The 20,736-nt window shown below is 53.5% G+C and carries 12 protein-coding genes and 1 pseudogene; 9 read left to right on the top strand and 4 right to left on the bottom strand.

Going from position 1 to position 20,736, the window contains the following annotated elements; all coding sequences use genetic code 11:
* Window positions 1-3: 3 nt before the first annotated feature.
* The 7 genes from NX782_RS16020 to NX782_RS15990 all read left to right on the top strand — a co-directional run bounded on the left by NX782_RS16020 (window position 4) and on the right by NX782_RS15990 (window position 12,217).
* Window positions 4-4,926: an Eco57I restriction-modification methylase domain-containing protein gene (locus NX782_RS16020; protein WP_258846478.1), complete on the top strand. Its 4,923-nt coding sequence runs from the start codon at window positions 4-6 to the stop codon at window positions 4,924-4,926.
* 8 nt (window positions 4,927-4,934) lie between these two features.
* Window positions 4,935-6,920 (top strand): hypothetical protein, encoded by a 1,986-nt coding sequence (locus NX782_RS16015; protein WP_258846477.1) that lies wholly within the window; start codon window positions 4,935-4,937, stop codon window positions 6,918-6,920.
* A gap of 99 nt (window positions 6,921-7,019) precedes the next feature.
* Window positions 7,020-8,783 (top strand): GmrSD restriction endonuclease domain-containing protein, encoded by a 1,764-nt coding sequence (locus NX782_RS16010; protein WP_258846476.1) that lies wholly within the window; start codon window positions 7,020-7,022, stop codon window positions 8,781-8,783.
* The gene (locus NX782_RS16005) at window positions 8,780-9,499 is read left to right on the top strand and encodes an HNH endonuclease (protein WP_258846475.1); all 720 of its coding nucleotides are present in this window, start codon (window positions 8,780-8,782) and stop codon (window positions 9,497-9,499) included. Before NX782_RS16010 ends, NX782_RS16005 begins: the two co-directional genes overlap by 4 nt.
* Window positions 9,500-9,503: 4 nt before the next feature.
* Window positions 9,504-10,313 carry a TIGR02391 family protein gene (locus NX782_RS16000; RefSeq protein ID WP_258846474.1) on the top strand — a complete coding sequence of 270 codons (810 nt, stop codon included), beginning with the start codon at window positions 9,504-9,506 and terminating at the stop codon, window positions 10,311-10,313.
* Window positions 10,314-10,594: 281 nt separating this feature from the next.
* Window positions 10,595-11,062, top strand: coding sequence for a hypothetical protein (locus NX782_RS15995; protein ID WP_258846473.1), 468 nt, complete (start codon window positions 10,595-10,597; stop codon window positions 11,060-11,062).
* Window positions 11,063-11,353: 291 nt separating this feature from the next.
* Window positions 11,354-12,217: a DUF5677 domain-containing protein gene (locus NX782_RS15990; protein WP_258846472.1), complete on the top strand. Its 864-nt coding sequence runs from the start codon at window positions 11,354-11,356 to the stop codon at window positions 12,215-12,217.
* A gap of 192 nt (window positions 12,218-12,409) precedes the next feature.
* Here NX782_RS15990 and NX782_RS15985 read toward each other — a convergent pair whose 3' ends face one another.
* The 4 genes from NX782_RS15985 to NX782_RS15970 form a co-directional block, all read right to left on the bottom strand.
* On the bottom strand, window positions 12,410-13,747 hold the full coding sequence (locus NX782_RS15985; RefSeq protein WP_258846471.1) for a tyrosine-type recombinase/integrase: 1,338 nt from the start codon (window positions 13,745-13,747) through the stop codon (window positions 12,410-12,412).
* Between the two features lie 74 nt (window positions 13,748-13,821).
* Window positions 13,822-14,370 carry a hypothetical protein gene (locus tag NX782_RS15980; RefSeq protein WP_258846470.1) on the bottom strand — a complete coding sequence of 183 codons (549 nt, stop codon included), beginning with the start codon at window positions 14,368-14,370 and terminating at the stop codon, window positions 13,822-13,824.
* A complete protein-coding gene (locus tag NX782_RS15975; protein WP_258846469.1) occupies window positions 14,363-16,036 on the bottom strand; it encodes a site-specific integrase in 1,674 nt (557 codons plus the stop codon). Before NX782_RS15975 ends, NX782_RS15980 begins: the two co-directional genes overlap by 8 nt.
* Window positions 16,037-16,417: 381 nt before the next feature.
* Window positions 16,418-18,895: a hypothetical protein gene (locus tag NX782_RS15970; protein WP_258846468.1), complete on the bottom strand. Its 2,478-nt coding sequence runs from the start codon at window positions 18,893-18,895 to the stop codon at window positions 16,418-16,420.
* 76 nt (window positions 18,896-18,971) lie between these two features.
* Here NX782_RS15970 and NX782_RS15965 point away from each other — a divergent pair.
* Together NX782_RS15965 and rtcA are read left to right on the top strand one after the other, a co-directional pair.
* Window positions 18,972-19,691, top strand: a pseudogene (locus NX782_RS15965) (RtcB family protein); the annotation flags it as partial.
* 2 nt (window positions 19,692-19,693) lie between these two features.
* Entirely contained in the window at window positions 19,694-20,713 is a 1,020-nt protein-coding gene (rtcA, locus tag NX782_RS15960) for an RNA 3'-terminal phosphate cyclase (RefSeq protein ID WP_258846467.1), read from the top strand.
* Window positions 20,714-20,736 lie beyond the last annotated feature (23 nt).

Here is a 20,736-nt window from a genome sequence, read left to right as displayed (position 1 = left end):
GCCATGAATCGCAGTAACTCCACACGTAGAGCTCACCAGTTTGCCTACCGTGCCATTCGGATTGAAGGTAGCCTTATTCCGGCCGATGAGCTTACCCGGCTGACCTTGCTCATAGACCCCAAGGCGACTGAGCAGACGGAAAGCCACTACCGCATTGCCAAAGGCCTGAAGCTGCGCGACGAAATTGCCCGCGACTTTAAGATTGCGCTTAACCTTTGGCAGGACTTTCAAGCCCTGCGTCTGCGCCAGGATGTACAGTCACACGACGTTACTGTGCGTGAGTGGTTGCTACCGTTGCTCCGCGATGTGCTTCATTTTCATGACGCTGCGCGTTGCCCAACTATTGAACAGGCAGGCCACCAATACAACGTTGGGCACGCCGGAGGTGGTGGACGTGTGCCGCTAGTGCTCGCCGGCTTTGACCAGCCGTTGGATATTGCTGGCGAACGTTTCGGTGAATTCAATCCGGACACCGGCAAGATTCGGCGCCGTAGCCCCTTCATGCTCGCACAAGAAGCACTCAACGCCAGCGACGCCTCGCTTTGGGCCTTAGTCAGCAATGGCCTGTCGCTGCGCATTCTACGCGACAATCCAAGCCTGACACGTCCGGCCTACATCGAAGTTGACCTCGAAGCCATCTTCACTGAAGAGCTTCTGGCCGACTTCAGTGCGTTCTGGCTACTTGCCCATGCCAGTCGCTTCGGCCAGCTTGAAGAGCCGTCCACCGATTGTCCTTGGGAGCGATGGCGTAATGCGGGCCTACAGGCCGGTGTGACCGTACGCGGTAAACTGCGAGACCAAGTGGCTAACGCATTGCGTGCACTGGGCACCGGTTTTCTCTCTCATCCCGCTAACGATGCATTACGCTCCGCGCTGCAAAGTGCCGATAGTGGCTACGACCGCCAAGCATTCTTTGAAGAACTGCTGCGTTTAGTCTATCGCCTCATCTTCTTGGCAACCGTTGAAGACCGCCGAGACCGCGGCAGTGGTGAGCGTTTAATTTTCGCACCCGATGCCGCTGACAAAGCAAAAGCTCGTTACCTCGCAGGGTATTCGCTTACTTGGCTGCGCGAGCGCGCCGTGCGTCGCAGCTTGCATGACCGCCATAACGACCTCTGGCAGGCATTGACCATTACCTTCCGCGCACTGTCTCTTGGTGAGGCCGCGCTAGGCCTGCCAGCTCTTGGAGGACTGTTCGATGCCGACCAATGCTCGCACTTGGATGCTGCCGAGCTCGAGAACCGCCACTTATTGACCGCAGTGTTCCAATTGGGCTGGTTCCGAGTGGACGGAAGCCTTTCTCGCGTTAATTACCGCGACATGGGTCCGGAGGAGCTTGGAAGCGTGTATGAAAGCCTTCTTGAACTCGTACCTGACCTTCAAAACCTTACTCAGCCCAGCATTGCATGCCTCGCCTTTGTCGGAGACGATGCGACTAATGCTTCCACCAAAGGTAATACCCGTAAACTTACTGGTAGCTACTACACCCCCGATAGTCTAGTGCAGGAACTCATAAAGAGCGCGTTGGAACCTGTCATCTTCCAGACCATCAGGACCAATCCTCAACGCCCAGTGGACGCGCTACTTGCACTGACTATCTGCGACCCTGCCTGCGGTAGCGGTCACTTCCTGCTTGCTGCCGCGCGCCGTCTTGCTGATGAGGTATCCCTGCACCGCGCTGCGGCGGAACGCGAAGGGGGCGTTCCGACACCAGTTGACTATCGTCACGCTTTGCGCGATGTAGTTAGCCATTGCATTTACGGCGTGGATAAGAATTCTATGGCCATCCAGCTCGCAAAAACCGCTCTGTGGCTGGAGGCATATTCCCCTGACCGACCCCTGAGCTTCATCGACCATCATCTGCGTGTCGGTGACGCGCTGCTGGGAGTGTTGGACCCCAAGGTGCTTGAACAAGGCATCCCTGACGATGCTTACACCGCGCTATCCGGGGACGACAAAGCCATCGTGAGCGCGCTGAAGAAGCAGAACAAGGCCGATTTGAAGAGCTGGCGTGCTATTGCCAGCGGTGACCTGCTTACCCAACCCGGACTAGCTGCCCAAGCAGCGTCGGTCGAGACGCTGGACGACGACACTCCCGAACATTTGGCCGCCAAGCGCCAAGCTTGGCAAGAGGCCGATTCCGCTGCACATCGCAGTACCTTCGCCCGTCTGGCTGACACCTATGTGGCCGCCTTCCTAGCGCCGAAGCTGGCCGATGCCAGCGACGTCGTGCCACTGTCGGGTTATCTGTGGGGTGTACTTAGTGGGCAACCGGTGAGGGCTGATGTGGAAGATGCTGCCCAGGCGCTGTGTCGCCAGCATGGCGTTTTCCACTGGTGGTTGGCTTTCCCTCAGGTCGCGGCGCAGGGCGGATTCTCGGTAATGCTGGGTAACCCACCATGGGAGCAGCTCCAGCTTAGTGAGGAAGAATTCTTCGCATCGCGAGCGCCAAGCATTGCTTTAATGGCGGGCGCTAAGCGGAAGGCAGCAATCGCAGCATTAGAGGTCGACTCTCCTTGGCTTTGGGCTCAACTACAGGATGCTCGGCGTCAGAACGATGCGGCCAATCTCTTTTTCAGAGCGGGCAATCGCTTTCCATTGAGCGCACATGGGAAGCTGGATACGTACCCTCTGTTTTCAGAGACATTTCTGCAAGCAACGCATCCGAATGGTCGTTCCGGATTCATCGTCAAGGCAGGAATTGCGACCGATGACAGCAATAAGCGCTTTTTTGCGGCGATAGTAGAGCGCCAGCGACTTGTCTCTTTGTTCGGATTCGACAATGCAGAGCGAATTTTTCCTGCAGTACATCCAGACACGCCTTTTGTACTCGTCACACTAGGTGCTGCTACAACTCCTACTCAGTTACTTCACTACGCATTACGGGTCGAGCACCTTCAAGACCCGCGCCGGAGATTTTCATTAACGCGCGAGGACTTCTCCCTTATCAACCCAAACACGCGGACCTGTCCTGTTTTCAGAAGCGAGCGTGATGCCGAGTTGACTAAGAAGCTGTACCGGACGGCACCGGTGCTTATCGAGGAGGCCGTGGTCGATACTGAAGGCAACGTGCTCCGGCCTGAAGTCAACCCGTGGGGTATTACGTTCTCCCAAGGGTTGTTCAATATGACCAGCGATAGTGGCCTGTTCTACGACACGTCGACCGTATCAAATCAGTCCCTGCTTTTGCCGCTATACGAAGCAAAGATGATTCACCAGTTCGACCATCGGTGGGCGACCTACATTGATGCTACCAGCAGTGCGACCGGCGAGGTAGAGACCGCCGACGTCACCGATGCACAAAAGCAGAACCCCGGCTTTACCGTGCGCCCCCGCTACTGGGTAGACGAGCGGGAGGTACTGGCCTGCATCGCTCGAGTCCCTGCTCGTGTGGCGCGCGCTTGGCTGGCGCTACATGCTTCACATGGTGCAGCGGCGCATGAGCTTGAAGATTCTGCAGTGGACGAGCTGCTGCATGCGCTGGCCCAATGGGTGGCTGGTGAGTTGTTTCACCGCACTGCCGGTACACCGCCAATAGCGGGTGGTTGGGCGCCTGCTCAGTCGTTGCCGCACATTGCGTCCACTGAGCTGCAGCTTAAGGCGAACTTTCTCCGCCTGAGCGACATGCTGCGCGACGAAGGCATGACGACGAAGAAAGCCCTGGTTCAGTTCCCTAAATGGGCCGAACAGAATACCGACGTACGATTGGCCGATGACGAATTGACTATGCTCGCTGAGGCATTGCGCGCGAAGGCATTACCAAACGCGCTGCGTGAATTGTTGGGAGAGTGGATGGACCGCCGCAGTCCTCGTTGGCTGATGGGATGGCGGGACATCACAAATGCGACCAACGAGCGGACGGTAATTGCCTCGGTAGCGCCGCGCGCAGGTGTCGGCAACAATATGCCGTTGATGTTTTTTGGCTCAGGTAGCGCGCCTGGTACGCTTGCGGCTCTGCTCGGAAACCTGTGCTCTTTGACGTTCGATTTCGTTGCGCGTCACAAGGTCGGTGGTACGCACCTAAACTACTTCATTTACAAGCAACTTCCGGTCCTTCCTCCTGACCGTTATACGCCAGCTGCCCTGGACTTTATTGTCCCGCGCGTCCTTGAGCTCACCTATACTGCGCATGACCTCAAATACTGGGCCGAAGACCTCGCCGCCTATGACCCGCGCCCCGTCCACGAACGTGGCCAACCCTTCTCCTGGAACCCCGACCGCCGCGCCAAGCTACGCGCCGAGCTTGATGCGTACTATGCTCGTTTATATGACCTCACCCGCGAGGAGCTACGATACATTCTTGACCCCGTCGACGTGATGGGCTCCGGCTACCCGAGCGAGACCTTCCGCGTGCTCAAAGAAGGCGAGCAGCGTAGTTTCGGCGAATACCGTACACGCCGCTTGGTGATGGAGGCATGGGACCATCAAAGCGCAATGCCGTCGCGAGAAGCCCCAGGCACTTCGGCCGTGCCTATGCAGTATTCCGAATACGGCTTGATTCGAAACGCGGAGGAGGCCAAGTTCGCAGGACTCATCGTCGCACTCCTGGAACATTGTCCTGGCGGATGTTCTGTATCGAAACTCCAATCCCTTATTGCCCGTTCGGCTTCTGCGAAGGAGCATCTGGAACCGGCGGATGGGCAACTGCTTGCGACCCTGATGAGTAAGCAAGGTCCTGCGGATGTGGTGCCGCTGCTGGACCGTGTTCGCCCCATTGTTCAGCGCCTTGAGGCCATCTCAGTCCTTGTGCGCCAGACCGAGGGAACGGAGTCATCATTTAAGCGCGGCGGGGGAGCACTTCCACGTGACATAAGTCAGCTAGAAGAACACGCCGACATCGCTCGATTGTTACTAGCCGCAGAGTCGCGGCGCGAAGCAACTACTGATGGTGGTTCTGCAGCACTGAGGGCTACTGGGACACGTTAGGGGACACGATGACACACTGGCTCAAGGAGCACAAACCCGTTCGGACGCATCCACGACTGTGGGTTGAAACCGTTTGGCTTGTGGAGTCCCGCGAGCCACTGGTGCTGACACGTGCCATTGAACTGCACCAGGGGCTTAACATTGTCTGGGCCAAGGAATCAGCCACAAGTGAGTCCCCTGGCCTGACCAGCGCAGGCCACGGAGTCGGGAAGACCTCGCTCTGTCTACTGATGCGATATGTGCTGGGGGATGATGCGCCTGCCATCGCAACGTTGCGCGAGAAGGCGGTAGGAGGTTTCCCCAAAGGAGGCGTAGCAGCGAAGGTCCACCTTGAAGATGCGACGTGGCTGGTCTTTCGACCTTATAGCGCTTACAGTCACTCGCTAGCTGCGCAGTGCGAGGAGCTACAGTTGCTTCTTCAAGGGGGGACTTCGAATGATTTCTCGGGATACCTCAAGGCACTGGAGCGATTTTCGATAGGTCGTCTTGCCGCGCAATCGCTACCAGGCACAAATCAGCCACTCAAGTGGCGCCATTTGCTGGCCTGGTGTATTAGAGACCAGAGGACTCGTTTTGACGGGTTTTATCATTGGCGCGACGGCGAAGGACTTGGATTTCCGAGGCCGAGGCGCGACCCACCACTGTTCGTCGCTTCCATATTAGGACTCATCGACACCGGGCTGGACAAGCTTCTTCGCGAAATTGAGTCGAAACAAGTTGAGTTCGACCAAGGTAAGGAACGGATTCCTGAATTGGAGCGTGCGCCGGTGTTTTTGCTCGCTCATGCCGAGCGTCAGTTGCGCTTCCGGCTTGGGGCCGATGACGGCGAGCCGCTGCACGTGACGACCGTTGGCCAATCAGTCGAATCTCGTTTGCAGGCCACATTGGCAGCTGCGGAGAGAGAGGAAAACCGTTTAGAGCATGAGGTCGAGCAGGTCGAAGAGCAACTCGCACAGGAACAAATTCGTCTTGCCAGTTTGAATAATGTTTTGCGGCGGGCCGAGCTTGAGGTGGGTATCGCCAAGGCGCTCTTTAACGCGAACCGTGCCGACTTTGAGCGATTGACCACGTTGCGTGACCGACTAGAGGGACTTGCCGGCGGCCGGTGTGACCACGGTGACGTCGAGTTCTCGATGTGTCGGCATATTCAAGACCGAAAGGATGCGGTCAGCATGACCTGGCATCGCGACGGTAAAGAAGTGCGGGCAAGCGCTTCGGAACTTGCGCAGCAGCTGGCTCAACTGGAACTTGAATTCCAGAACGCTACAACGGCAATATCCGCGCAATCTCAACGGATTTCGGGCAAGAAGGCTGAGTTGCGAAGGCTGTACGTTCGAGTCGCAACGAGCGAAAATTCCCGCACTCTTCTGAAGAGGTCTTGGGAAGAACTTCAGTTATTGCATTCTCGAAGAGTCCAAGGCATCGACTCCCCAGATTTGTTACAAGCACGAAAACGCCAGCAGGAGCTCGAGTCAGACTTAGGTAGCTTACGAACTTCGGTAGGCGTTAGACGGTTACAGCAGTCCTCTCGTGCCGATGCAATCAAATCCTTGACCTCCTGTGTTTCAACGCGGTTGCTCGGGGCTGCCGGGCATGCTCGATTTGTGCCGGACCATGAGCTTCGGCCGTTTGAGGTTTCGCGTGGTGGTGAAGCGTATCAGGTACTGGAAGTGCTCCTGGGCGACATCGCCTGTTTGCTTGACTCGGCCACGTCGGAAGCGAGCAGCCATCCCGGCTTCTTGGTCCATGACTGCCCACGAGAGGCTGATATGAGCGAGCGCCTGTACCGAGAGTTCTTTCTGGTGGTGTCGGAGGCCGCAGAGCAGCTCAGCCGGAACGGCGCCATCCCATTTCAATTCATCGTGACCACTACTTCGCCCCCGCCGGAAGAGCTCCGTGGGGAACCGGATATCGTCCTAGAATTAGAGCCAGGCTGTGATGAAAAGCTCTTGTTTAAGCGAGAGCTTATGCCCGTATTGCCGGGATTCGAATGACAAAAAGTAAAATGACATATGTAGCGGCACTATGCAGGACGATGTCCATGACTGTGAGCAGTGCTAAATCCGATATTAAAAATAAAATTTTTTGGGATTATGACCGATACTCTATTTAAAGAAGTTCACTACAGCCTCGGCGGCCTCATTAATGACATCGGCCTCGGTCGCATTGGATTACCTGACATCCAACGTCCTTTTGTTTGGGCAAATGCTAAAGTACGAGACCTGTTTGACTCGATGTACCGCGGCTACCCGGTCGGCTATTTCCTGTTCTGGCAAACTGGAGCGGAGGGCGCCGATACCAAAGTCATCGGCGATTCGAACAAGCAAAAAACGCCTTCGCTACTTATCGTAGATGGACAGCAGCGTCTAACGTCTTTGTATGCTGTTATCAGGCGTGAAGCTGTACTGCGAGAGAGCTTTGAGCGTGAGCATATCCGTATTGCTTTCCGACCACAGAGCGGCACCTTCGCCGTACCTGATGCAACCACTGAGCGGGACCCCGAGTATATCGTCGATATTTCCGAAGTGTTCAACCGCCCTACGCATAAAACTATCGCCGAATATCTAAAGCGTTTATCGGCAGCACGCGAGGTTTCCGATGTCGAGGAAGAGAAGATTGCCGATGCGATTGGGCGTTTGGCTGGCCTAACGAACTTCCCCTTTATTGCGCTGGAGCTCTCGCAACAATGCACCGAGGAGCAGGTAGCGGATGTTTTCGTTCGCATCAACAGCGAGGGCAAGAAGCTAAATCAGTCGGACTTTATCCTGACCCTGATGTCTGTCTTTTGGGACGATGGTCGTTCGGAGCTGGAGCAGTTCTGTCGCGCCGCGCGCCAGCCCGCTCCTGCGGGGCAGCCCAGCCCGTTCAATCAAATCTTTCAACCAGACCCCGACCATCTGCTGCGTGTAGACGTCGGAGTGGCGTTTCGGCGTGCCCGGCTCGAAAATGTGTATTCACTACTACGTGGCAAAGATTTAGCGACCGGCGAGGCTAGTCCTGGTCTACGCGACAGTCAGTTCAGTAAGCTGCGGGGTGCCCAGGCCCGTGTGTTGAATCTCACCTATTGGGCTGACTTCCTCAACATTGTGCGAGCAGCGGGCTACCGTAGCGAGAAAACCATTAGTTCGGTCAATGCGTTAGTGTTTGCCTACCAACTTTACTTACTTGGACGAACAGAATATGGCGTGGAGGGATTTCAACTCAAGAATGCTATTGCGCGCTGGCTATACATGTCGCTTCTGACCGGTCGTTTCACTGCATCGCCGGAGTCGCGGATGGAGCAGGACTTAGCCGCGCTTCGCGAACTCAAGTCCGGCGACCAGTTCCTGACACGCTTAGCTGCAGTGGAAATCGCTACGCTCACTGACGACTACTGGACCAAGACGCTCCCTATGGACCTTGCGACCTCTGCGGGACGCAGTCCGGCGCTGTTCGGTTTTTACGCGGCACAAACGCTGTTGGGCGCGCGTGCATTGTTTTCGAAAAGCCCGGTGGCTGACCTGTTAGACCCGCCGGCGCATGGACAGAAGAAGGCATTGGAGCGTCACCACCTGTTCCCTAAACATTACTTGAAGAAGCAGGGCATCGACAGCATTCGCGACATTAATCAGATAGCGAACTTCGCGCTGCTAGAGTGGGATGACAACATCGCTATCTCCGATGGACCACCAGCTAGCTATTGGCCCCAATATGCGGCGCGCTTTTCGACCGATGAATTGGCTCGGATGTGTGAGTGGCACGCGTTGCCTGAGGGTTGGTGGAGCATGGCCTACGACGAGTTCCTGGCCGCGCGACGGCCGCTTATTGCCCGGGTTATTCGCGCAGGCTTCGAGAAGCTGGCGGACAGTACGGCATGACCCCGCTGGAGCGTCTTCGTCTGGAGAAGGCCGCCGCAGATTGCGGCTTTGAGCGTACACCATTGTTGCTAGATGATGGCGGGCTAGAGCTACGCTCGGCCCAGTTCCCCGAAGTGGTTCTTGTGCACGCCAGCGGTGGCGGATTTTGTGTCTCAGCTTCTGCACCGGCACTGCTAGATGGCGCTGACGGTGGTGTCCTCCTCGTGGCCGACCTAGACAACCTCTATGCCACGCTTCAACGTGCCTCAGCCGTCGCTAGAACTATGCCCAATCGTGTAGCAGACCAGTTCAGACGTGGGGCCCTATACCTGTCGCAAACGACTGAAGCGGAGCGCCTAGTAGTACAGCGTGTAGGCCAAGACCTATTTCGAAATGCGCTGATGGATTACTGGCAGGGGCGTTGTTGCGTCACCGGCCTCGCCGTGCCTGCCTTGCTGCGAGCTTCGCACATCAAACCCTGGGCTAAATGCCTGAGCGACGATGAGAGGCTGGACGTTTTCAATGGGCTTCTGCTCGCTCCCCACATTGATGCGCTATTCGATGGCGGCTGGATTTCATTCTCGGACCAGGGCGGCTTACTTGTGTCCGCAGCCTTGCCGGCGGCGGCTAAGGCACAGCTGGGGGTGTCGACGGAATGGACCATTCGCCATCTGAAGCAGGCCCATTTGCCATATCTAGCATTTCACCGAACTTGTGAGCTTCGCAAAGCAGCTTAAACTCATGGATACTATCGCGCCATTTTCGTCCCAACATATTGAAGCTGTTGCGCGCGTGTTGGGTGACACGAATGACGGCCTGACTGGTTTTGAGATTGCCTTCATTCTGGGAGACGCCGGAATTCCAGACGTAGACACGTCCAATACAAAGTGGAAGCGCCTTTATAACGCCTTAGCGAGCGTTCAGAACGAGAAGCGGGTAGGCAACCACCTGCTGATGGTCATCACCCGGGCCATGAACCCTGTCCGATATACGGAAAACCAGACAGTGTTTCATCAGCGTCGGCAAAAGCTGAATGCGGTCCTCTCATTGACCGGCTACGAGTTACGCGAGGATGGACATATTCGACGCGTCCAAGCAGCGAAATCTGTCGACGAAGCGGTACGGCGAGCTAGCCGACTGTCTGCGGCTTTGACCTCTCGAAACGTACACCCGCATGTACTGCAGTTCTGCCGAGCCGAGCTGCTCGACCAAAACTACTTCCATGCGGTTTTCGAAGCGACGAAGAGCATTGCCGCGAAAGTTCGAGCTCTCTCTGGTTTAGATGGAGATGGTGCCGACCTGGTCCAACGTGCTTTTGGTTTGAGCAAAGACGGGGCGCCACCACTCGCCATCAACTCCCTGCAGACCGAAACCGAACGAGGGGAGCAACGTGGATTTGTGAACCTCGTTGTCGGGCTGTTCGGTACCGTTCGGAATCCGCTAGCTCATAACCCAAAGGTCGAGTGGCCGATTTCGGAGCAGGATGCGCTCGATATATTGACACTTGCATCGTTGGTTCATCGGAAGCTGGACCGCGCCGAGAAATGCTAACCTTAGAGAGACCCGCACAGCGCACTATGTACGCATTCGCAATACTCCATAAGCTTCACTCTGGCCACCGAAAGCGTTGCTGAGCGCATTGCCAAGTGTTCAAATTCCTCCGCCGAGCCCCTGCCTTGAGGCTGGTTACGCGCTGTCAGAAGTATTTGGTCTGCTCCTGCGAGATGAGTTGAGGCGCTCCGACAGAACTGGACAACGCCGGCATAATGACCTGCCGTGCAACAGAATCAAAGCTTGTTCTCAAAGGTCATTTGTCGTGAAGGAGCTTATAGATGGAAAACGAACCGAGCCAGGATGAAGCCACTGCAGCGGCGCCTGAAGTCCTGAATGTTACTCCGGCCCCGACAACTGCCGACCCGGACCCGCCGGCGCCCGCGAACCTGGATGATGTTATTGAGCAAGAGAACCGACTCGATGGACTCAGTGCACTCCTAGGCCAGGTCGATAGCCATGTGTCGGCTGCGTACGACAAACTCCTCGGCGCGTCCGACGACGATACCGATGCACCATACACGTCTGCCCTGGCGGAAAGTAAGGTCGAGATAGACCAAGCTTATGAACTCGAAGCCCAAGCGAACAAGATTGTGCAAAAGGAACAGCTGACCAACGAGGACTTGGAGACTCTCGAGAGCATCATCGACGACTTGGATGCGAAAATCGACTCGGCAACGCCACTCACCTTTGACCCCAACGAAGGTTCCGACGATAGCCTTCTCCAACTAGATACCTTGGCGCATTAGTGCGTCCCAGACAGGCTCTACCAACTAAGGCTGGATGGTGCTGAAAGCGAGCTCGTTGTCATTTGCCGGCAAACATCCAAGCTGAAGAATACTAGCAATTACAAGCCAAGTGCAGCGGGCAGCGCTTTAGAACGCGAAAAGTTGTTAATGATTCCCATGGGCCTCGTTATGGGTAATGACAGAGCATAACAGAGTGGCATAGCGGCCAATGCCACACATTGACATCGGTCTTTTGTGGTAATTTCCGGATTGATGGACCATGGTTACAGATAAAAATAACTAGGAGCAGATATGCCTTTAACGATTGAGGAATTCACGAGGTACACCAATGAGATACAAAATCACGAGGTGCCTTCGATAATGTTTTCAATGCTTTCTAAAGTGCATGGGCACTTGGAGAAAGCAATGTCGAAAATGTCAGAAATCGAAGTAAGCCACTACGGAATGTTTAAAGTTTTCTTTAAACAGTATAATACTATTCTTTCGATAACGCGCGGACTTAATTATTTATACAGCCCGGAGTACTCGTATATTGATATCAAGTCGACTTACGTTCTTATTCGTTCCTGCCATGAGCTTTATCTTACTTTTAACTACCTTGTTACTCATGGTGTACTGACCGAAAATGATGCCGGCGAAATAGAATTCAAATTTAAGTGTTACTCTCTATCTGGAATATTTGATAACGAGCGAACTTTTGAGTTGACGAAAAACTTTGAGGGGCAGAAAAGCATATATCTGCAGGAAATTGCTCAAGTCCGCGAGAAGAAAAGAAATTTGTTATCTGAAATAGAGGCGAGTCCTATTTATGCTACGTTAAGCGATGAAAGTAAGAGGTTGATAGGGAATGGTCGATGGCGGGTCGGTGTCAATGGCGAGCTAAGTTGGAATGATTTACTGCAGTTTACTCCACTTGCCAAAAAATATGGGCAACTAGAGTATCACCTCCTGAGTATGTACGCCCATTCAAGTCATAACTCTTTGTTGCTGGAGGCTCAACATGACTACAATATAGAGGGTATTCTTTTTCATCTATATATATTGAGCGCTCTATTTATGGAAGCCATTTTGAGAGCGCACGGCTTGGATTTTGGCTTCTTTCCTAAAAGGGAAGAGGCTTTGATTACTGAGTTCTATGTATTTCATAAGAAATGAAGAAGGTAATAGTCGGCGTAGTTGAAGTGTAACCAGGATATAAAATGCCGTGGCGAAATTTACGAATTGTTTTTTGATTATAGCCGGCATGAGCAACGTGGTGGCTTGCTTGTGTCCGCAGTCTTGCCTCTTCCGTACTACGCTGAGTATCATGGTCTAGCGGTCTCCCTTCCTGATATGTAGTAGCTAGCGTCAGACAGTCCCGGCTTCTTTGGCCTTTTGTGAGCCGAACAGTTTGAATAATTCCTGCTCGGCCGCCGCGACTACATTTCCAAACTCTTGGAACAGCTTGGGCGTCCAGCCGTTAGCTTGCGCCTGACTTCGATAGTCTTTGATGATGAAATGCAATGACTCGACTACTTTGCTAGCCTGAAGAATATCCAACGAATCCTTGAAGTTCGTTTCAACCTCAAATGCAAGGTGGATATACCGCTCTAAGGATTCTAGGCTAGAGTGCCCTGTCCACTCCATGACTTGTTGCTTTAACGTCTCCATTGAAAGCAAAGCTTTTTTCAGGTCACTTAAATTTTCACATCGATGAGTGCGAATAAGTTCGCGAAATATATTGGTTATATAGCGGTGGCGGAAAGCGTGTAGGCACGCTTCTTCATCATCGATTCCGGCGAGTTTCCGTATCGCATATAACTCCGCGGTAAGTGTATCTACTTGCAAATGCTTGCCGTTGTCAACACTAACAAACAAATAGCCATGGTCATTCGCTACGCCGATGGTTTTTCTTATAATTAATGTTCGGTAGTGTTTAACAAAAGACAGGACTTCCTTTAAATCAGCTTTCGTAACCGGCACAAACCGCTCTGCCTCATCGTCTTGCTGTTTTGCCGAAAAAATGCGGAGCTTCCCAGTATATTCCGCCTCTAACAAATCTTTCACCTTAACTAGAGAGGCTTCAACGCGACGACCTCCAGTTAGCTCAAAAAGCCGCAACATTATGAAGCGTCGACGCATAACATATGAAGAAACGGCTGAAGCATTATTCGCGTCGTAAAGCTTGTCGACCGCTTTGGTTGAAATAGGCTGACGTCTTCTACTCGGTTTACCCCTGGGAAGGCACTCATGCGTCCAAGCTTTGCGATTAACCTTCTTTCCTCGTTTTGTAATTTCTACGGCTTTGAGCGTTGCGGTAACCTTACCCTCTGGCCCAATCAGATTGAGCCCAGGCATGATAGAGTCGATAAAAGCTAGGAAATTCATAACGGTCCCAGCGATGGTTCTAACTTGCCCAGAACCACGGGCCTTCTTGTGTGGCGCGCTCGCCATGGTCTCATCTTTGATGTGCGACACAAATGCAACAAAATCCAAATCTTCGAGGTCGAAGAAATCACATTCATGCGCATAGCACCACCTGATAAATGGAGTCAAATTTTTCGCCCACGTGAGCAAGGTTCCGCCTCCGTTTCTTCTTGACTTGCCTTCTCTGAAACCCTTTAGCAGGTAAAGGTTAGCGAGCCAGCATACTGAACCATCGGGCCAAAATAGCTGTGGAATGTCATTTCCAGGTCTGAAATTCACTTTTCCTTTCCAAATCGACCAAGGATATTGGAACTCATCCGAGGTAAGGCTATATAGCTTCGTAGAATTTGCCATTATTTCGACCGAGCCGGAAATTTTCTTAATAGGTCGCTCTGCAGGGCTAGAAATTCTTCCGACTTGTTAGCCTTTACCGCGAGTTTGCGCGCGTACTCGAGGACGCCGTTGAGCCGCCCAGTGAGTAGATTTATCTCATTAATCAAAGCGTCATTTTCTGCATTCTTTCTCTGGTACTCTGTCTTGTACCATTCGATTGTGCCGCGGGTAGTCCGCGATGAGACTATAAGGCGTTGTTTGAGCCTGTCCAGAGCAGCCTTACGGTAAGAGTCCAACGTCTTGAACCCTCCGACAATGACGTCTCCTGCAGCGCACTTTTGCGTATTCAAGGACATGCTGACAATGCCTCGCTCTCTCCACTCAAGGGCTGCCAGTCCCCCTTGGCTCTTGAGCTTATCCAACAGCAAATTACGTAATTGTTCCTCTACACTCGATGAGTCAGAGCAGCAGTCCTTGAGCAAAAGAAGCTCAGCTAGAACCGAGTTTCGTGCCGGCGAGTTAAGCTCAGCACCAAATACCACTTCAACCGCGCGCGCTCCGTTAGACATTGTTCTCTCCTGCTGGTGAACTGACGGCACGAATCTTATACAGAATTTTGTACTCCTCTCCGTTGGGGCCATCAATGAATTCAGGCTCAATTTCGGCCTCTTTTGAACTAAGAAGGTCCTCGACATAAGCTATGACATCTAGCTCAGGTAGTATGTGCAGGTCATCCATGGTGATGCCATGACGCTTGCAGATGAACTCAGCCAGGGACTCCGTAGCGGGGCTATCAGACTTGATGAGTCCGGCAGCAACCGTAGCCTTGACCTGGCGTAAGACAGCTCCCTTCATTGACTCTGTCACATATCGATAAGTCATCGAGGGTTTGTGATGACCAAGGAAGTATCGTAGCACCTCGAGACCACCAAAATTTCCCTGCCAGAAAAAGAGCATCGCGAAGTTGCGTCTCAGTTGGTGGCTCCGAACATAATACCTATGGCCATGAACATCCGACGGAATTTGGACGTAATCACAGAACCGGTCAAGGCATAACCTTATCCACTCAGTTTCACCCTTTGTCGTACCGTATGGGATGAAATTCGCCTTTTTCCCAAGCTTGAAACGCTGAAATAGGGTCGGTGACGATTCATATCCGAGTCCCTTGAGTCGCTCACCTAATCGCGCCAATAGACCTAGCGCCTCCGCGCCGATGGCGGGAAGAGGGCGCAGTGCTGTTTTTCGCACCTCTCCAAGGTTAGCCTTACCCAAGTCAAATGCGAGAAAAAAGTAAAAGCCATCTTTTACGATGCTAGCTCGCGTGAGGCCTCGCAATTCAGCCGCACGCCTCGCCATTAAAGTGTTAACGAGGACAATAACCGCGCCGAGCAAGACTTGCAGCATCTGATACAAGCTTGTACCGTTCCGAAGCTCTCTAAAGAAGCTTTTAGCTACAACTTCTGTGTTTTTGAACTTCCTAACGCCGAGCTTTTGAAGCGATTTCGGTACATCCAAGAGTACCTCATCCTGGCAATTTCGCTCTGCTAAAGTTAAGTAGTAGCTGATTAGGTCCTCACCATAATCAAGATAGAACTCAATAGCGCTCTTGAAGCTTCGGTTGGCAACTTCAAACGGCAAAGTAGCGAACCGGCCCTTCGGTTTCAATCGACCATGCTTAAGCGCCTCTTTCTCGTCCAAAGCTGTCAGAGCATCCTCTGACACTAAGCAGTAGTCTGAAAGGGCGTCGATTTTCATCACGTTCAGTGTCTGGATGTAGCTTTGCACGTACTCAGTGGATGCCCGCTCATCCTCTCCACCTGGCTGAACGGGTATTGCGTGCAATTCGCGTACAAAGCCTTCGCGTGGCTCAAAGTCCAAATAGTCAAGCTCCATATTGTCGAACTTGAGATTTGAAAGTACTTTTTTTCCGATAAGGAATTTGAGTAGCCGAGTCGCCGATAAGGAGTATTTGAAGACTTCATTATGTGCTCCAGACGAGTAAAAGTCCCTAGTGTAGAGCCAAAGACGCGCAATCCAGACCTGCTCTTCACTAACTCCATCCGGGAGTTCACATGCGCTAGTGTCGAAAATCGCCGGCGTCCGTACCCTAGCCAGCTCCAACTCATCGGACGTAACCTTCAACGTTCGAATGAAGTCGGCTATCCTCTGCTCAGGTTCGTAGATGTTCGTCTTTATTGAGCGTCTGGCAGACAGCGTGTCGATAAAGTTGTGCACCTCGTCCTTCGATAGTTGCTGAAATTCTGAATTACGGCCGCAAACAAAGCTCCCCTTGAGAAGGAAATGGTCCACAATGTGAAGTGCTCTTTGGAGTAACGCTTTTCCAGTGCTGTCAGCCAGAACTGCAACTCCCACAACTGTTGGATGGGTCTGCGCACAGAGGTAGCGCTTTATCGCATCAAGAAGGGGCGCATTGGAGCTATGCGTCAGGAGTGAACCGTCTGCTAATGTAATCTCGAATCTATTGATATGTTATATTTTCCGAAACGGCACTGCCATACCTTATCTTCGAACGCGTTTGCTAGCCACCCTACTTTAACGGGATTGGTATCCTCCAACAAATATTCGTTGATAAAAGAAAGCTCGTCAGATAATAGATTAGGCACGGATAACTTTTACGTAGTTGTCGGGGCATATTTCGGCAGCTGCAGCTTTGAGAAGCTTCTTGATGCCTCGGTCTGGGAAAGCATCGCTCTCGATATGGTTTTGCAGACGTTTCGCAAATTCATACCAATAAAGCGCTTTGGCATTAACCTCATCGCCTACATCAAGAGCGCGTTTCACAGCATCTTTAACGGAGAGCAGCGCAGCGAAAATCGGCTGACTTGCAGCGACCATGATTTCCTGAACCTTAGGCGCCGACGAGGAAGCAGCATCGCTAATGCTGCTCCTTTTCTCAGACGACACGTCGCTTTCTGCTTCCTCTGCTGGAATCAGCGGGTTAAGCGCATGAGTTCTAAGGAACTCATCAAGTTCGGTAGCGTTATCAAACGTAAAGGTTTTTTCCATATACGGCGTACCCCTGGTGGCTTCCACAATAAGCAAATTTTGGAATATACGAATCCAACGAACAGTAAAGTAGTCCCAAATTGCATCCGGAAGGTAATGGCGCATCGCAGTGTCTTCGTCGTTACCCAACTCTCGCGCCATAGCTCTAACATCGAACTTTTCGAGAAAAATGATGATGCCTCTCTGCGCGCGAATACGCGGGATTGTGACAGTGTCAGTAAGTTCGCCTAGTGCCATAAAATTGCGCTGTGCGAATGCTCGAAATGCAGAGTTTATGTTGCTTGTTCGTGTAAAAAACGTTGGCTTTCCCAGCGGCTTACTCGCGTAGATAAAGAGGTTGTGCGAACCGTCAATTTTGTTAGCGTCCATATAAGCTCGTAAGGGCGCAGTTAGCTCTAACCAACGTTGCACATGGTCGTAAGCTCTTCCAGAAATGACGACGTCATGCCAGCCGGCGCTGCCTGCACGGTCCTTATATACGCTGAGGGTTAACGTGTTGTTTTCGGTATTGACAGCATTAATTCGATTGCCTTTCCGGTCGTGGAGCTCAGCTGTCGCCAGTGCTGATTCTGAGAATCTCCCATCTACGGAGGCCAAATAACCGATTAGGGCCATCGCGTCTTCGCGATTAGGCACCCCAAGGAGTGGAGCAAGTTGACTCTTGCTTATACCACCACGAGCAACTCGGTCTGGGTATGCATCGGTAGCGACGCGATTTGTATCTGCGTACCCGCCATGCTGACGCTTAAAGTATCGAAGTGCTTCAATTAGCGCATTTGAATTCTTCTTTGGATTAAGTAAGTCAACAAGTTTCCTCTCCTTATCGATAACATGAGATTCTGAGCCGGCTAGCGCCAAGCCGCGCTGATAAAGCTGCCACATTTTCTCGAGATGATTGTCGAGCCAACTTTGAATGGTTTCGAAGTCTTTGGTTATTTGTTTAAAGATGAGGCGCGTCGTCGCTTCGTCACTCAGATGCAGAGGTACAGGTGTTAGTAGTTTGTGCGTAACACTCTCCAACTCGGACTTAAACTCGCAGTTTGATTCAGCTTTGGATTCTGTCTCGGATGGAGAGTCGGCCTTGCGTCTCTTACGTTGATGTCGAACGTCTTTCACGTTTACGAGGCTCGGCTTACCTTTCGGAAATCCGCGTAGCGGCGCCGCGACTATCCCTGCTTTCACTAAGTTGGGCCAATAGAGTTCATATCGAGACCATAGCTTTTGCAGGCTAGCCATTGTCCCTTCCTGGCCGCTATTCTCCATGCTGTATTTTTTCTTGAAATGATATGTCATTAATTCCACGAGTATTCTGTAGACGACCTCGCGGTCTTTAAGCTTAGCTTCAGTTACTGGAAATTCTGTCGAAGACTGGGCTGCTACATATCTTGAGAAAGTGGTTCCGAAGTCGCGGAGCGCAGTGTCTTTAGCTTTCGCTACAGCGATAGCACGAAGTACGGTATGGAATCGCGTCGTAAAATTTTGGCCTAAATGGGGAACCATAGGTTTTAAGAGAACGTTATAGTCCTCCCCAGCTTTATCAGTTAAAAGGTAGGGCTTCAAATCTACAACCTCGTCGTTGTTCAGAACGATGTTATCGAATAAGTTAGCAAGCTCTACGGGTAAATTTTTGTTTGAATTCGGTGTGAAAGTTGCAATACGAATTTCAAATTTGTGTTGTAAGGCGAGAAAAAATTTGTAGAACGCGCGGGCGAAGGAGATGCGTGACGATGTGGATAACGCATTAAATTTATCCGACGCTAGAGCACCGTAAAAAATTTCTTGAAGCTCCTCGAACCTCTTGGTTCCCAGCTCGAGCACTGAACTGATTGCAGGCTCGTCGATGACACGAAGCATGCAGTCGAACATCAGCAAAGACCGTTGACGAAAGTAGAGTGCAGCTTTTGCCTTTGGGTTGTTCAGTTCAGCAACGATTTCCGCTAGTGCCGCCCCGCGTATACGTTTGAAAAGATGAGTGGGCTCAAGCCACTCCTTAGTGGACGCCCGCAGAAGGCTGTGGCTGACAATTGTCAATCCATTAATCTGACGGGAGTCGGTGGCATATATCATGTAGGTCGTTGATTTCTATAGTGAATTTTCTTCATTGTTGGGGTTTGACAACCATATGTCAATCAGGGAAAGCGGGGGCAACCACTTCATCGAGATCTGCCTGGACGAGCAGGGCTTCGTGTGGTTCATGCTGCACTCCGGCTCGCGCGGCGTCGGTAATGCGATCGGCAGTCACTTCATCGAAGTGGCCAAGCAGGACATGCGCACCCACTTCGCGAACCTGCCGGACCAGGACCTCGCCTACCTGAAGGAAGGCACGCAGCACTACGACGATTACGTCGAGGCAGTCGGCTGGGCCCAGAAGTTCGCGCGCATGAACCGCGAGGTGATGATGCAGAACCTGATCGCGGCGGTGCGTACGGTGATCAGCAAGCCTTTCGAGACCCACGTCGAAGCGGTGAACTGCCACCACAACTACGTGCAGAAGGAGCAGCACTTCGGCAAGGACGTGCTGGTGACGCGCAAGGGCGCGGTGTCGGCGCGCGCCGGCGAGCTTGGCATCATTCCGGGCTCGATGGGCGCCAAGAGCTATATTGTGCGGGGCAAGGGCAATCCGGAGAGTTTCAACAGCTGCAGCCACGGCGCCGGCCGCACCATGAGCCGTACCGAAGCCAAGCGCCGCTACTCGATCGAAGACCAGGTCAAGGCCACCGAAGGCGTCGAATGCCGCAAGGACGAAGGCGTGATCGACGAGATCCCGATGGCCTACAAGGATATCGACGCGGTGATGCAGGCGCAGAGCGACCTGGTCGAAGTGGTACACACGCTCAAGCAGATCGTCTGCGTGAAAGGATGAACATGATCGAACTTGATGGCGCGGCCGGCGAAGGCGGCGGCCAGATCCTGCGTTCCTCGCTGACGCTGGCAATGATCACGGGGCGGCCCTTCCGTATCCGGCAGATCCGCGCGCGCCGCGCCAAGCCCGGCCTGATGCGCCAGCACCTGGTGGCGGTGCAGGCCGCCAGCCAGATCTGCGGTGCAGAGGTGAATGGCGCGACGGTCGGCAGCCAGGAGCTCGAGTTCGTGCCCGGACCGATCCGGGGCGGCGACTACCGCTTCGCGATCGGCACGGCCGGCAGCTGCACGCTGGTGCTGCAGACCGTGCTGCCGGCGCTGCTCACCGCCGACCGCCCGTCGACGTTGCACCTGTCGGGCGGCACCCATAATCCGATGGCGCCGCCGGTACAGTTCCTGCAGCGCGCCTTCTGCCGCCTGCTGGCCGAGATGGGCGCGCAGGTCGACGTGCACCTGGAGCGCTTCGGCTTTTATCCGGCCGGCGGCGGCGAAGTGGTCGCCACCGTCCGCCCCTGCGCCCAGCTGCAGCCGCGCAGCTGGATGGAACGCGGCGAGCGCAAGGCGGCGTACGCCGAATGCTTCATCGCCGGCATCCCGCCGCGGGTCGCGCAGCGCGAACTCGAGTGCGTCGGCAAGGCCATGAACTGGGGCGAAGAGCAGTTGCTGGCCCGGCGCCTGCCGGACAACCAGGGCCCCGGCAACGCGCTGATGCTGACCCTCGAATATGCGCACACGACCGAGGTGTTCACGGCCTTCGGCGAAAAATCGGTCACGGCCGAGAACGTCGCGCGCCAGGCGGTGCAACGCGCCCGCAAGTACCTGTGTACGAAGGCGGCCGTCAGCGAATACCTGGGCGACCAGCTGATGCTGCCGCTGGCGCTGGCCGGCGGCGGCGGTTTCACCGTGGACGAGGTGTCGATGCATGCGCGCACCAATGCCGAAGTGATCGAGCGCTTTTTGCCGGTGCGCTTCGAGTTCGGCAACATGGAGGGCGTCGACGCGATTACGGTGCACGCCCGCTGAGCAGAAAGCAAAAAGCCCAACCA

Origin of the sequence: Massilia norwichensis (genome assembly GCF_024753245.1) — a bacterium.
Lineage (GTDB): Bacteria > Pseudomonadota > Gammaproteobacteria > Burkholderiales > Burkholderiaceae_D > Telluria > Telluria norwichensis.
This window is presented reverse-complemented; position numbering and strand designations above follow the sequence as displayed.

What these genes read in the sequence shown, in the direction of transcription:
- NX782_RS16020 (WP_258846478.1), top strand. Translation starts at nt 4, where the DNA reads ATGAATCGCAGTAACTCCACACGTAGAGCTCACCAGTTTGCCTACCGT.
- NX782_RS16015 (WP_258846477.1), top strand. Translation starts at nt 4,935, where the DNA reads ATGACACACTGGCTCAAGGAGCACAAACCCGTTCGGACGCATCCACGA.
- NX782_RS16010 (WP_258846476.1), top strand. Translation starts at nt 7,020, where the DNA reads ATGACCGATACTCTATTTAAAGAAGTTCACTACAGCCTCGGCGGCCTC.
- NX782_RS16005 (WP_258846475.1), top strand. Translation starts at nt 8,780, where the DNA reads ATGACCCCGCTGGAGCGTCTTCGTCTGGAGAAGGCCGCCGCAGATTGC.
- NX782_RS16000 (WP_258846474.1), top strand. Translation starts at nt 9,504, where the DNA reads ATGGATACTATCGCGCCATTTTCGTCCCAACATATTGAAGCTGTTGCG.
- NX782_RS15995 (WP_258846473.1), top strand. Translation starts at nt 10,595, where the DNA reads ATGGAAAACGAACCGAGCCAGGATGAAGCCACTGCAGCGGCGCCTGAA.
- NX782_RS15990 (WP_258846472.1), top strand. Translation starts at nt 11,354, where the DNA reads ATGCCTTTAACGATTGAGGAATTCACGAGGTACACCAATGAGATACAA.
- NX782_RS15980 (WP_258846470.1), bottom strand. Translation starts at nt 14,370, where the DNA reads ATGTCTAACGGAGCGCGCGCGGTTGAAGTGGTATTTGGTGCTGAGCTT.
- NX782_RS15970 (WP_258846468.1), bottom strand. Translation starts at nt 18,895, where the DNA reads ATGATATATGCCACCGACTCCCGTCAGATTAATGGATTGACAATTGTC.
- rtcA (WP_258846467.1), top strand. Translation starts at nt 19,694, where the DNA reads ATGATCGAACTTGATGGCGCGGCCGGCGAAGGCGGCGGCCAGATCCTG.